Origin of the sequence: Rhizobium sp. AP16 (assembly GCF_000281735.1) — a bacterium.
Lineage (GTDB): Bacteria > Pseudomonadota > Alphaproteobacteria > Rhizobiales > Rhizobiaceae > Rhizobium > Rhizobium rhizogenes.
Window position 1 is genome coordinate 164,576 of record NZ_AJVM01000069.1, and the last position, 14,097, is coordinate 178,672.

The 14,097-nt window shown below is 51.2% G+C and carries 12 protein-coding genes; 7 read left to right on the top strand and 5 right to left on the bottom strand.

Translation table 11 applies throughout. The features are described from left to right. The 3 genes from PMI03_RS23160 to rfbB form a co-directional block, all read right to left on the bottom strand. Window positions 1-837, bottom strand: coding sequence for an ABC transporter permease (locus PMI03_RS23160; protein ID WP_007698950.1), 837 nt, complete (start codon window positions 835-837; stop codon window positions 1-3). A gap of 117 nt (window positions 838-954) precedes the next feature. Next, the gene (gene rfbD, locus PMI03_RS23165; RefSeq protein WP_007698954.1) at window positions 955-1,842 is read right to left on the bottom strand and encodes a dTDP-4-dehydrorhamnose reductase; all 888 of its coding nucleotides are present in this window, start codon (window positions 1,840-1,842) and stop codon (window positions 955-957) included. Then, window positions 1,839-2,897 carry a dTDP-glucose 4,6-dehydratase gene (gene rfbB / locus PMI03_RS23170; protein WP_007698957.1) on the bottom strand — a complete coding sequence of 353 codons (1,059 nt, stop codon included), beginning with the start codon at window positions 2,895-2,897 and terminating at the stop codon, window positions 1,839-1,841. Before rfbB ends, rfbD begins: the two co-directional genes overlap by 4 nt. Before the next feature lie 104 nt (window positions 2,898-3,001). Here rfbB and rfbC point away from each other — a divergent pair, with 104 nt between their 5' ends. Then, a complete protein-coding gene (gene rfbC, locus PMI03_RS23175; protein WP_007698959.1) occupies window positions 3,002-3,553 on the top strand; it encodes a dTDP-4-dehydrorhamnose 3,5-epimerase in 552 nt (183 codons plus the stop codon). A 34-nt stretch (window positions 3,554-3,587) separates the two neighbouring features. Here rfbC and rfbA read toward each other — a convergent pair whose 3' ends face one another. Beyond that, entirely contained in the window at window positions 3,588-4,472 is an 885-nt protein-coding gene (rfbA, locus tag PMI03_RS23180; RefSeq protein ID WP_039974563.1) for a glucose-1-phosphate thymidylyltransferase RfbA, read from the bottom strand. A 189-nt stretch (window positions 4,473-4,661) separates the two neighbouring features. On the opposite strand from rfbA, the gene PMI03_RS23185 reads away from it, so the two are divergent. Then, a complete protein-coding gene (locus PMI03_RS23185) occupies window positions 4,662-5,582 on the top strand; it encodes a hypothetical protein (protein WP_007698964.1) in 921 nt (306 codons plus the stop codon). On the opposite strand, the gene PMI03_RS23190 is transcribed toward PMI03_RS23185, so the two are convergent. Next, complete coding sequence (locus tag PMI03_RS23190; RefSeq protein ID WP_052034303.1) at window positions 5,583-7,724, bottom strand: glycoside hydrolase family 99-like domain-containing protein; 2,142 nt, start codon at window positions 7,722-7,724, stop codon at window positions 5,583-5,585. It abuts the gene before it with no gap. A 193-nt stretch (window positions 7,725-7,917) separates the two neighbouring features. Between PMI03_RS23190 and PMI03_RS23195 the strand changes: the two genes are divergently transcribed. The 5 genes from PMI03_RS23195 to PMI03_RS23215 form a co-directional block, all read left to right on the top strand. Next, window positions 7,918-8,874, top strand: coding sequence for a glycosyltransferase (locus PMI03_RS23195; protein WP_007698969.1), 957 nt, complete (start codon window positions 7,918-7,920; stop codon window positions 8,872-8,874). A 63-nt stretch (window positions 8,875-8,937) separates the two neighbouring features. Further along, window positions 8,938-9,948 (top strand): rhamnan synthesis F family protein, encoded by a 1,011-nt coding sequence (locus PMI03_RS31190; RefSeq protein WP_007698972.1) that lies wholly within the window; start codon window positions 8,938-8,940, stop codon window positions 9,946-9,948. Beyond that, on the top strand, window positions 9,935-11,932 hold the full coding sequence (locus PMI03_RS23205; protein ID WP_007698975.1) for a glycosyltransferase: 1,998 nt from the start codon (window positions 9,935-9,937) through the stop codon (window positions 11,930-11,932). Before PMI03_RS31190 ends, PMI03_RS23205 begins: the two co-directional genes overlap by 14 nt. 40 nt (window positions 11,933-11,972) lie before the next feature. After that, window positions 11,973-12,974, top strand: coding sequence for a rhamnan synthesis F family protein (locus PMI03_RS23210; protein ID WP_007698979.1), 1,002 nt, complete (start codon window positions 11,973-11,975; stop codon window positions 12,972-12,974). Window positions 12,975-13,037: 63 nt separating this feature from the next. Continuing rightward, on the top strand, window positions 13,038-14,097 hold a 1,060-nt coding region (locus PMI03_RS23215; RefSeq protein WP_039974557.1), incomplete at its 3' end, for a hypothetical protein.

Genomic DNA, 14,097 nt, shown 5'->3' on the forward strand with positions numbered 1-14,097 from the left:
TCAGATCCAAAAAGCTGCGTTGCGCAGGCGCGTCAGCGCAAACCAGCTCAACAGGGCAAGAATTGCGAGGAGTCCCAGCGACACGATAAAACTATGCCAAGGCATGGCGCCGTTCAACAATGGCTCCCGCCAAATCGCGAGCAAATGCACCACGGGGTTATAGTGCAGCAGATAGTCGCGACCCGCGACGACATGCGGTTTCCACATGATTGGAGACGCAAGGAAGGCCAAGTTCATAAATGACTCGACCAACGGCTGCACGTCGCGATAGCGCGTGGCAAGCGTTCCTGCCACGAGCGACAGGCAGAGCGTGACCGCCATGAAAATGATCAGCCCTGGAAGAGCCATGAGGAGACCGAGGAACGTAGCCCCGCCGAGAAAGATGAAAAGAACAATCGGAACGACGATGTTGTGCGCGAGAAACAGCAGATGCCGGAAAAAGCACTGGACATAGAAGACATAGGCAGGCAGCCCTCGATCCTTGATGAACCCGCCCGCACCCAGCAGGGTCGTCGTCGCATTGTTGGTCGCACCGGCCAAAAAGTTCCACATAACGAAACTGACCGCAAAATAGGGCAGGAACTCGGGAACGGAGACGTTCGATATAGCGCTAAAGACAAAGCCAATGCAGCCTGCGAAAATTGCCGTCTGAAGCGTGATCCAAAACGGGCCGATCACCGATCTGGCGTAGCGGTGCCGCACATCGTACCAAGCCAGGAAATAGGCCAACTTGATGTTGTTATACACCCCAGGTGGCGATTTCTGTATCTGCAAGGACTCAGTCGGTTCAGACCACGACGGATTCAACGGGCTCGTCGCCTGTGTCTCAACTAACATATAAATTATCCTCTTCTCGAGATCAAAAGCATCCGGTCATCCATCCCACACGCTCCAACTAATGAGCAAATGGGAGCAAAAGAAGGCCTCGGCTTTCCTGCCATGATGCAGGAGCGATCAACCCCTGGTCACCGCCAACCGCTGTAGGCAGTGGGCTAAAGAGTCGCGCCAGTGCGGTGCTTCAATTTCCAGCACGCTGGCGATCCGACTGCAATCAAAACGTGAATTGGCTGGCCGTCTCGCAGGCGTCGGATATTCGGCAGTCGAGATTGCTGTCACACGGTCGGGCACTACCCATCCGTGCGCTGCCGCTTCGGCGAAGATTGCCTCGGCAAACCCATGCCACGTCGTATATCCCCGACCGGCGAAATGGAACGTGCCCGCAACGCTGTGCGAGCGAGCCTTTGCTATCTCAACAATCTTCAAGCAGGCCAAGGCGATATCGCCCGCATAGGTCGGATTGCCATGCTGATCGGCGACCACGCGCAGTTCCTTGCGTTCCCCGCCGAGGCGAAGCATCGTCTTGACAAAGTTGCTTCCGCTCTCGTGAAAGACCCAGGCGGTGCGCAGGATGGTGGCTGCCGAATAGACCTCACGCACTCGCTTCTCGCCTTCGGCCTTGCTGAGGCCATAAGTGCTGATCGGCGATATCGCATCGTCTTCGGTGTAGGGCGTCGTTTTGTCACCCGAAAAGACGTAATCTGTGGAGATATGCACAAAAGGAATATCGAGTTCCCTTGCGGCCTGCGCGACGATCGCTGGGGCATCCGCGTTGAGGCGCATCGCCGACGCAGCCTCGCTCTCCGCTTTATCCACAGCGGTGTAAGCCGCAGCGTTTACGATGGCTGACGCTCCCGACTTCATGATCGCTACGTATGTCTGGTCGAGATTCGAAAGGTCGAGCTCGCCCCGACCCCACGCAACCCATTCGAGGCCGCGTTCCTCGGCCAGTTCCGCAAGGGCTGTAGCAACCTGTCCATTCTTACCCAAGATTAAGAGTGTCATTTTGCTTTCGCCTTATAGAGGGCCTCGGCAGCATCCTTGTGCGGCCGCCACCACCACTCGTTGGAAAGATACCACAAGATGGTGGCACGCAGACCGTGGTCGAAATCATACTTCGCTTTCCAGCCGAGTTCGGTTTCGATCTTCGTTGCATCTATTGCATAGCGGTGATCGTGACCGAGGCGGTCGGTCACGTAGGTGATCAGGCTCTCATACCCCCCTTGCGGCGCAGGGGGCCCCAACTCGTCCAACAGGGAGCAAATGGTGCGAACGACATCGACGTTGCGGCGCTCGTTGCGCCCACCGATATTGTATTTTTCACCAAGGCGGCCCTTCGTCGCCACAAGCCATAGAGCGGAAGCATGATCGTCCACATGCAACCAGTCGCGGACATTGTTTCCGGCGCCGTATACCGGCAACGAGCCATGCTCCAGCGCGGTCGTGATCATCCGCGGGATGAGCTTTTCCGGAAACTGGAACGGACCATAATTGTTTGAGCAATTCGAAATGACAATCGGCAGGCCGTAGGTGTGATGCCAGGCATTGACCAGATGGTCCGATGCAGCCTTCGATGCAGAATAAGGCGAGTTTGGCGAATAGGGCGTCGTTTCCGAGAAAAGTCCTTCGTCGCCCAGCGTACCATACACCTCGTCTGTCGAGACATGGAGAAAACGGAATTCCGTCTGCTCGGCCGCTGGGAGTGCCGACCAATAGGCGCGAACGGCTTCTAGAAGCCGGAAGGTGCCGACAATATTGGTCTCGATGAACGGCGCCGCCCCATCGATAGAACGGTCGACGTGAGACTCCGCCGCCAGATGCAGAATGACCGACGGGCGGTGGCGTTGCAGGATTTCACCCACGAGCTCACTATCACCGATGTCACCTTGAATGGTCGAGAAGCGCGGATTGGATTTGATGGAATCGAGCGAGCGAAGATCACCAGCATAGGTCAACAGATCCAGATTGACCACATCGTAGTCTGTTTCGTCAATGAGATATCGACAGACCGCTGATCCTATAAAGCCCGCTCCCCCAGTGACCATTGCTGTTTTGCGCATGAAAGCTCTCCGCACTACCTTGTACTGACGGGAGTGTCCCTATATCGGATCTGCATCGACGTCAAAGCTGCTAGCGCGATCGCCATCTCCAGGAAAGGAAAAAAATGAACTTCAAGGCTATTCCACAGGCTATCCCCGACGTCCTGCTCTTGGAACACAGGGAATTCGGAGACGATCGCGGCTCGTTTACTGAGACGTTTCGCGCCTCCGCGTTTCAGGAACTTGGGTTCCCGCAATTTGTACAGGACAATCAATCACGCTCTTCAAAAGGAGTCGTTCGCGGCCTTCACTACCAGGTCAATCCAAACGCGGTCGGAAAGCTGGTCCGCTGCGTTCACGGGCGGATATTCGATGTTGCCGTGGATCTGCGGCTGGGATCGCCGACCTACGGCAAATGGACGGGTACGGAGCTTGCCGGCACAGACAACCACATGTTTTATGTCCCAGAGGGCTTCGCACATGGCTTTATGGCGCTGGAGGACGATACCCTCGTTTCCTACCGGCAGACGGGATACTGGGATGCCGCGTCCGAGCGATCGCTCCTATGGAACGATCCTGACGTTGCGATAGATTGGCCCAAACTTGCCGTGCTGCTTTCGCCAAAGGATGCCACTGCCACGCGCTTTGCTGACGTCGATCACAATTTCCGCTACTAGACGGCGGATCAGTCTAATTCCGCGTATATGGAAACTATCGCGGAATTAGGCTCAGCAGGTACTTTCCATAGCCGCTCGACACAAGCGGATGAGCAAGTTGCTCGAGCTGCTCGTCATCGATGAAGCCCATGCGCCACGCGATTTCCTCAATGCATGCGATCTTCTGGCCCTGGCGTTTTTCGATCGTGTGCACGAATTGGCTTGATTCAAGAAGACTATCATGGGTCCCGGTGTCGAACCATGCGTTGCCACGACCGAGCTTCTCGACGAAAAGCTTCCCCCTCTGCAGATAGACGTCGTTGACCGTGGTGATCTCAAGCTCGCCGCGGGGAGAGGGTTTGATGCCTTTCGATATCTCGATGACGTCGTTGTCGTAGAAATAAAGCCCGGTAACGGCGAAGTGGCTTCTCGGATTCTTCGGCTTTTCGACGATGGAGATCGGGGTTGTCTTATCTTCGGCAAACTCGACGATCCCGTAACGCTCCGGGTCGCTTACGGAATAGGCAAAAACGGTCGCACCGGAATCCCGTTCGCTCGCCTGCCGCACGCTCGTGCCCACGCCGGTGCCATAGAAGATATTATCTCCAAGCGCGAGGGCCGCGCACGCATCGCCGATAAAGCGCTCTCCAATGATGAAAGCCTCGGCAAGACCACGCGCCTCCGCCTGTATCGCGTACTCGAAACGCATACCCAGCGTTTCGCCGGATCCCAGCAATTCCTGATAGAGGGGCAACGCACTTGGTGTGGAGATGATCAACACTTCTGTGATTCCAGCGATCATCAGCGTACTGAGCGGATAGTAGATCATCGGCTTGTCATACACCGGCAGCAACTGCTTGCTGACTGGGATCGTCGCTGGATAAAGCCGTGTTCCCTTGCCGCCGGCGAGGATGATACCTTTGTATTTTGGCTGTAGCATATATACCATGTAGCAATTGGGTTGTTGGCGCTTCTCGCGGCGAGCATTGGTACTTGAACCCAATGGTCATTGCAACGGCAAGACATCGTGGATTCTGGAATGAATGGCCTCATCGATGGACAAGTCCGCTAGGAGGCACTAAATCATTGGCCACATCCAGCGCATCAGGAACTAGGACCGACTTCGTTCATGAAAACCCGCCTTCTCCAGAATTGTATCTTCGACAAGCATTTCGCCCAGGTCCAGAGGGGGTTCGAACCGCTTGATTTTCGGCACAATCCGGAACCAGGCTTGCGCGAATTCCAAATTTTCCGCGAAATATATGCCAATGGCACTTACAAGAGCGCCGATATCGTTGGCGCCGTATCGACGCGGTTCCAAGGCAAAAGCCTCTTAGACGGAATTAAGGTGGACTCGTGGATCCAGGACAATCCCGGATACGATGTATATGTGGTCAACCCGTTTCCACAATTTGCCTATACGCACAAAAATTTATGGCAGTTTTCCGAAAACACCAGGGATCCAAATTTTACGCAAAAGACACAACGCGTCCTGGATAAGGCCGGCTTGAAATACGATTTGGCCGCACAGGGGCACCACGCGAATAATATACTTTCGTGCTGCAGCTATTGGTTTGGTAATTCATTGTTTTGGGAAGAATATATGGAGGAAATCATCCTTCCAATACTCAATCTTTCCCAAGATGATCTCGGACAAGAACTCTATTCGTTTTTGCATGAAACGCAAGATTATTACGGAGTCGCGGCCCACGGCTGCGGTTCGCTTCCGTTTGTTCTTGAGAGAACGGTATCGATATTCCTCGCAAAGCACCCTGAAATAAAGGCCTTATTTTACCCAGCCGACAGAGAGAGAATCTACGATTGCTGTTTGTTTCAGTTTGAACGCGATCTTGTTCGACTCTTTGGCGATAAGGTGGACCAGTGGGACAAGGAGGGTGGAAATTCCGAGGAAATGGAGGCGTACTTTCAGATGTCTTCGCGAATGTGTGGAAGCGGTTGGCGCCTCCACTTCAAGTTTTTCCCGATGTCATTTGAAAATGGCAATCCTCGGCCAAGTATGCCTTGGTTTCAGAGTGACTCCGGTTATTAATCAGCCCGTTGAAGCTGCATAACGATACAATTTTGATCCTATAGTGTTGATCTTTGGGTTGTTTTGCGCTTCGGGTGAATCCACCAAGGCTGCGACAATGAGGCCGGCCGCTTCAGCGCTATACGTCAATGATCGCTCGATCGCATGAGCCAGAGTGCCATTTATCTGCCCTTCCTCCTTCTCGAAATCAGAAAGGCCGATACCTAGATTAATAATTGGTAGAAGGGCAGTAGACCGCGCAAGAAACATGGTTCCAGCAACAAAGCTATCGTTCTCCGGATAAATTTCGCTTATGCCCATTCTTTTGGCGAGTTTGCGAACCGTCTTCTCATTGCGGTTCAGGAATGCAGACATTGATAGAAGATGACCGCTGGGACCCAGAATACCGATATGAGGATTATCTGCCAGGACCTTTAGAGACGTCCGCAATCGCTCAAGAGTAAATGCGGACAGCAGTTCCTCCCGCCATCTATCGCCCGTGGCGATATGCTTGGACCTCTTGGTATGCAACTTCAAAATGTGTGTAAATTCATCGAGATCAAGCGAACGCAGAACTTCAAGAAACGGTCCGACGTCCCGACCCCTGTTCTCAAAGAGCAACACTGCCGCCGCAGGAAGTTCCTGTTCCACGATACGCTTAACTTCTACTTCCTTGTCGCTCGGTGCCGTCACAAAGATTTGGTGAGGAATTTCGAGATCACGCAGATTTACAACGATTTCCTGTAGTAGTTCGGGATAAAACGCATGCACGACGATTGCCAGCTTTCCATCGCCGATATGCTGTTGACCCTTTAAATGAGCACGAAGAGAAGCGATACGGGTAGCCTCCAAGTAACTCATCCCATACTTTCTATCCGGCTCGAGGTGAGCACCCTCAGCCCATTCATTCCAGGCATTTATAAAGACTATCTGCTCATCAGGTTCGGCGATTCGCTTTTTCGTTTCCAAGATTACCGCTTCAAGGTATTTTAGATAAGCCGCGGGACTTGCGTTAAGAAGTGTTTTGCCGAGACCCGGACGCCTTGCCTCATTATCCCAACTCGGAAATACACCGCGAAATAATTTGTAGGAAGGAGCGTCGAATTCTTCTGCTCGGCGTAGAAGATCTAGATAGTCATATAACTCCCCATTGTAGTTGGGGTTATACAAATTTACGGGCCCCTTATAGGAGGCAATATTTTCCTCCGTCCACCGCGCGTCGTTGGGTGGGAACTGAACTGCGCCGTCCAGGCCGTATTTCGCGGGATCGACCTTTTCAAACGATTGCGAATAGGCGATATAAATAGGCCCGATGCCAGCTTCATGGCACCAATCTCTCCACCGCTTCGCGGTCGCAGCCATGTCAGGCAAGAGGGCAGGCCTATACACCATTATTAGCGGTAATCCGCTTACACGGAAATATTTACTGTTTTTTAGATACCTCGATATGTGCTCGATGAAAGCGATATCATCTGCTGCATCATATGATTGTTTGAGGATAACGTCGTCATCTCGGCCATCCCACCGGCGTGTCCAGTTTTCATTCGCCCAGCATAAGCAAAATTCGAAGTCGATCTCTTCGTTGTCGGCAAAATTCTGTATCGGCTGATCAAGAACACGATGACCATTAAACCAATAGAAATAAAAGCAAAATGCGGATAGTCCGGCTTTCTTGGCAAGCTTGACCTGCTCCACTTGTACTTCCGGCCGTCGCAAATCATAAAAGCCCAGATCGGCGGGGAGATGCGGTTGATGGTGACCTTCAAACTGAGGAACTGCTCTGCTAACATTTGTCCATTCTGTGAAGCCCTTTCCCCAGACATCGTCATTCTCAGGAATTGGATGGAACTGAGGCAGATAGAATGAAACGAGTCTCGCGTCCTGGTAGACCCGCTGCACGTCAGGTAAAGTTCGCACATACTCATCAGTTGTTTGAGAGTAAGAAAAATATTCGTCACGAGAATCGGTCTTGGGCGTCTCGTTCTCACTCATATCGGGCTTCCAAATTGCTGTGGTGTTGGCTTTAGAGAAACAATTCCGGAAATGAGGCTTGCCCCAAATCAAGAATTCATCCTTGGTCGAATAGGCGAGCAAAGGATATGCGTACCCGCTAGATCGCATTTTGTTGATTTTGGCGCAACCGACGGGGCCAACGGTTTTCATCGAGGATCATACCAGTCTCCGCGTTCGGTATGCCCCCTAATTTCTAGCTCGCAATGCATGCGCATTAGCATATATTTTTGCAAAACCAGATCAACTGGGATCGTTTTCGTCTGCGGGACGGCTGGAATCGCTGCGAGGAAACCATTAGGGTCATGTTTCACTTTTTGGATAGATTACCACAAGGACTTAATCGTTGCGGATCTTGTTAACCACCTATCATCAGGCCTTCCTTGCACCCGGGGGGGGGGAGACGGAGCTGCATCAATTAGCCGACTACATCAATGACGTAGGTGGGCGGGCAGATCTCTACGGTCCGAATTCGCGACGCCTTAGCACGTATGATGCAGTTATCCACTTCTCCGCGCATGGTGGCGGGGAACGGTTGCTGTCTGAGATAAAGGCGGCTGGCAAACCGATTGTCCTTATACCCAACTTCAATTTTTTTGACCAGCAGCATAGCGCACACGAGGTTGTCCAACGTCATCTGGATCTTGCTGATCTGGTTATCCTGCGGACAAATGCGGAGAAGGAACTTTGCCAGAGAAACTTTGCAGTATCCGCTGCCAAGATTGCTGTGGTACCCGCTGGTATCGCCCCTGGTTTTGGAAAGCCTGCCGAGGAGCGACTGTTCCAATCCGCCTACGGTCTCGACCAGTATATCTTGTGGGTGGGCCAGATCGCTGAACATAAGCGACAATTGGAAGTGATCACTGCGCTAAGGGACATCGATATACCTCTCGTCTTCGTGGGCGGTTACGCTGACAAGCATTATTATGACAAATGCCGTGCTGCCGCCGGCGAAAATGTTCGTTTCCTACCTTACATGCAACCGGCATCGGAGATCCTGCGCTCCGCCATGCAAAGCTGCGCGGTTTACCTTGAGCTCGGGGATGACTATCCTGGCTTTTCAGCTTTAGAGGCGGCATTGGCCGGAAGCCCGATGGTGCTCAACGATCATCCATGGTCGAGAGAAACATTCGGTGATCTGCCAGTCTATGTCGATACCCCAACACCTGCGGCCTTGCAAAACGCCATTGCTACTGCGATAAGCTCCGGCGCTAGAGAACAGCTCACGCAGAAAATGCGACGGCTACACCTCCAACCCGGCCCGACGAAACAGCTATTGGAATTAATTGGTACGGCTCTTTAGCGATGGATTTGGGTTGAACGGAATCTTTCTGAGCAACCATGCAATTAAGCTTCCGGGCAGAACATGGCAATTTATCCGAAAAGCAAAATGTCAACACTACACACGCACCTTGCTCGACGCGGCGTAACATTCGACGAGTATAAGGGACATAGTAATATCACGTTACCCCATGTTGACGATTTCAGTCTCTCAGTACCCTTTGACTATCCGATAGACGTCACATCCATCGGGCGCATAGCTGTTGTGTGCCATCTATACTATCCAGAGATGGCTGCAGAGTTTTCTCAATATTTTGAAAACATTCCATGTCCTTTTGATCTATATATTTCAACAGACTCCATACCGAAGCGAGATGCGATTCTCGCTGTATTCTCTTCGTGGAAAATTGGGCGCGTTGAGGTGGTTGTTGTGCCTAACCGTGGACGGGATATTGCCCCGAAGCTGGCGTTGCTTTCTGCCATAAATTCAAAATATGACTTTGTAGTTTGTATCCACTCTAAAGCCTCCACGCACCATGAAGATTTGAAGAAATGGCGTGGTTTCCTATTGCATCATCTTCTAGGCTCGCCTGAAATTGTAAAAAGCATTCTAGAGCTTTTTGCGGTGGCACCCGAGATTGGAATGATTGGTCCTCAGCACCACGAACCGATTCGGAAATGGCTTGGTTGGAGCGGAAATTATGAGATAACGAGAGACGTCGCTCGATGTCTCGGTATCGAGCTCATGACCAATCACGTGCTAGATTTTCCGTCCGGATCGATGTTCTGGGCGCGGACATCAGCGCTCAAGCCATTAATTGACCTCAATCTCGCTGCTGAGGATTTTGCTCCGGAAGAAGGGCAGAAAGACGAGACAATTGCCCACGCTATTGAGCGCCTTTTTTACTTCAGCGTGGAATGTGCCGGGTACAAATGGGTGAAAATCGCAGACTCCAAGTATTTCAACGAAATGCCTGGCGCCGTGCAGGTGGGATCACGAGACATGTTGAAAATGGTGGTTTCTGAAAAAACGTCGACACTAACAAAGCAGTTGGCAGGGAACGGAGTGAGCAAGGATAACGATGGAAGACCATAAGACGATTTTCCGGCGGAAGCTTAAGGAAGAACTCACTGAGTTTCTCAATTCCGATACCTTGATAAAAATGCCGCTCATTGCAGACGCATGTGTCTCCATCGTTGTGGTCACTTGGAATCAAGCCGAACTGACCTATGCCTGCCTTCGCGGTCTAGAACAAAACATCACAGTTCCGTTCGAGCTCATCCTCGTTGACAACGCATCGACAGATGAGACTGATGAGCTTCTTGGCCGGCTGCAGGGCGCTCGTATCATCAAGAACTCTGAAAACGTCGGATTTCTCCTAGCTGTAAATCAAGGGGTAGAATTCGCCAGCGGAAAGCATGTTTTACTTCTTAACAATGATGCAATCATCAGGACTGGATCGCTCGAAGCTGCTGTAACTACCCTGGAGGCAGACGCGACGATTGGGGCCGTAGGAGGCCCAATCGTACTTCTCGACGGTAACCTGCAGGAAGCCGGTTCCATTGTTTGGCAGGACGGGACTTGCCTCGGATATGGCAGAGGCCGGAATCCAAACGATCCTGAATTCCAGTTTCAGCGCGATGTTGACTATTGTTCCGGGGCGTTCCTATTGGTCCGCAGGGATGTCTGGCGCATGCTAGGAGGGTTTGCCGAGGTTTTTGCCCCCGCCTACTACGAGGAAACAGATCTGTGCTTACGGCTTCAAGATGCCGGGTATCGTGTCGTGTATGAACCTAAGGCCATCATCGACCACTACGAATTTGGTAGTGCCGGCCAGAGCGAATGGGCGTTCTCGCAACAAATTAAAAATCAGCAAATTTTTTGCAGGCGGCACTGGCCGCGCCTAAAGACTCACTATCCGTCAGTGCCTGCAAATGCGCTAAGCGCCCGTATTGTACCGCGGCAAAAACAAAACGTCTTGGTCATCGATGAAATGGTGCCTCACGAGTCCCATGGTGCTGGCTACCCGCGATGTGCGGAAATTATACGAACTTTGGACCAAGAAGGCTTTGCGGTAAGTTTTTATCCCCTGCTCGTGCCAGATGACGATTGGGACAAGGTTTATGCGACGTTACCTTCGAGTGTTGAGGTGATGCTTGGCTTGGGTGTTGCCGGCATTGACGAATTCCTACGCTCCCGCTCGAATATGTATGATTTCGTCGTGGTCAGTCGCCCCACCAACATGGAAATTATCGCTGGTCTGCTATCGAAGAACCGGGCCTTGTTCGGAAAGGCTAAGCTAATTTATGACGCCGAAGCAATGTTTTCCGCACGCGAAATTCTAAGGCGAACCGTCGCGGGAGAGGATATTACGGAGACTGAGGCTGCACAGCTACTCGAAAGCGAGTTGTCTCTTACCTCATTCGCAGACCACGTTATTACGGTCTCCGAGGAGGAGGCTTCCTATTTCCGCGATTACAAATCTAGCACTGTCTCAGTTTTAGGACATCTTCTCGATGTACAGCCCACGCCTGCCCGTTGGGACGCTAGGCGCGATCTGCTTTTCGTAGGCCGACTTGACGGCGAGGGCTCGCCAAACGTCGATAGCCTTGTATGGTTTGTGTCTGAGGTTCTTCCCCACATTACGGCTATCAATCCAGATATAAGACTGAAGGTCGTGGGTAAAAACGACGCGCCATCGGTGCAGTCCCTTGCGTCTCGCAACGTCGATCTCCTAGGAATACAGCAAGATCTCAGGCCTCTCTATGATCAAGCTCGAGTATTTATAGCTCCAACACGTTTTGCAGCAGGCATTCCCCATAAGGTTCACGCCGCAGCATCGTTTGGCCTTCCTTGCGTCGCGACCCCTTTAATTGTCCAGCAACTGGGTTGGAAAGAAAACGTCGCCATTTTATGTGGCGCCGATCCAGAGGCGTTCGGTGCCGGCGTGCTGCGCATCTACAACGACGAATTGCTATGGAACAGCGTTAGAGCCGAAGCTCTGCAAAAAGTTGCTGACGATTGCGGGGCCTCAAGATTTAGGGCGGGATTGATGGAGGCGTTCAACAAAGAAAATTGAGCGAACGCGAATCATTGTGATGGCGTTGGAGCAATTTCGAATGAACCGCTCATGGGGTAAGTCTTTGTCAGCGTACCGGAAACGACTAGCACTCGGCGTCGTTAGCGTCACAGGTTACTTTTCGAGGTTTTTGCCGACGATCAGACGGCGATGGCACGGAAGAGACCCTAACAGTCAAAGCAACAAGCACGCAATCTACGTACATTACGACGCAAGCGGCAAAATTGACGAGTTTGTCAAATTTCACCTTAATGCGATTTCGCAGCTAGGTTTCAGGCTGACATTTGTTAGCAATAGCCCGCGACTTGATGAACACGATGTGAGCTCGATTCAAAACGTCTGTCGCGAAGTATTGCTTCGACGGAACATTGGATATGACTTCGGTGCATATTCAGAAGGCGTTCGCGCAATAGGCAATCTTGACAAGGTTCAAAGTCTAATTCTTGCCAACGACAGCGTTTATGGCCCCCTTTTTCCATTAGCGAAATATATAGATAATTTCGATCCTAGTGTATTTGACATCTGGGCGATGACAGACAGTCGAGAGATCACCTATCATTTGCAGTCGTACTTCTTGTTAGTGCACAAGTCCGCGATTGACTCCAAGGCTTTCAGGGCATTCTGGAGGCGATATCCATACGTGAACGGCAAACAATGGGTGGTACGCTTAGGTGAGATCGGATTTAGCCAAAAGATGCAGAGCTCTGGGCTCCGATTAGGCGCACAGTTTTCATGTAAGGATGCGGAATCTCGGCGAAGCGGGGTAATTGACGAGCTTGCCCACGATAGCGACGAGCCAGCGATTGCCGAATTTTTGCAGCGTCTGAACAATTCCGAGCGGGATGCGGACACCTATAACCCCACCCACTATTATTGGGATTATTTGATCCGCTCTGAAAGATATCCATACATAAAGAGAGATTTGGTGCGCAACAATCCGGCAAATATTCCCACAGCATTGCACTGGGAGTATCTACTTGATTCCTATACCAATTACGACTCATCGATCATAACCCATCATTTAGGCCAATCTAAAAAATGACTTGATTTGGCGACATGCAAACGCCAATTCTTACGCAAATGGTCAATTGAAATGTGTGCCCGAATGAACACGACAGAGCCTACCGCCTTACTCGCATTGTCGTATCGTTATTTATCGACCTTTGGCTATGATTTGCCCACAGGTCTGGTCTCGACATGGATTGCTTGCGGCCCCCATTTTCAGCGGATCTATGATATAGATACGGACTCTGGCGCTGATGCCTTGGTGTTTTGGTGGCTCAGCGACGGATACCAAGAGTTTCCTGGGATAAGGAATATTCTGGACAAAAAAATTGCCGCTGATCTACATCTGCAGCATTTAGACAGCGCATTTCAAGAAAACCAATTAGGGCTGACTCCCCTCCTCCGGTTGATACTCCGCAATCGGGATGATCTGCGCGCGTCCTTTCCTGATGACAAGGCCTCCCTTTTGAACTTTTGGGTTTGGTGGCTCACCGAAGGGAAGCACGAGTTTAGTTCAATTTTCGAGGCGGTGAAAGGTAAGCAATACATTGAAATATTGACCAACTATTTTAGCGCATCGCCCGTATTTCAGTTTGAAATGCAACGCGTTTCTTATGCAGCCTTGCAAAAGATAGATTTCTCTGAAAATACTTCAGAAATTAGGTCATTCTTTGAGAAATTATATTTTTCAAGCCTGCGAAATCCTAAGGTCTTGAGTTCAGGTTTGCCACCAATACTATCTCTGATCTATAAAAGTAGGACAGATCTGGAAGTAGCATTTGATCTCAATACTACAAATGGTTTCGCCGATTTCTGGGACTGGTGGTTTGAAAATGGCCAAGGCGAATACTTTGAGAATGGCAATTGGATTGAGTTGGAGCAACTTTCTGCTTTGCTATCCAACCTTTCTTCCGACCCCGGCATTGAGGATGGCAACTGCGATGTGGTTCGGTTTAAGTCTCTTGTGCAGCTCAAGCAGATCACAGCGCGAAACGCGGACTCGATCCGGCAACTTCTAGGTAGCATTCACTTCAATTATTTAGGCTATGCCAAAGTCGACGGTGAACCAACACCTTTGATGGCCTTAATCTATCGCAACCGACCCGATCTTCGCGCTACGTTCGACCTCCAATCTCTCGAGGGTCGTACGGCCTTTTGGG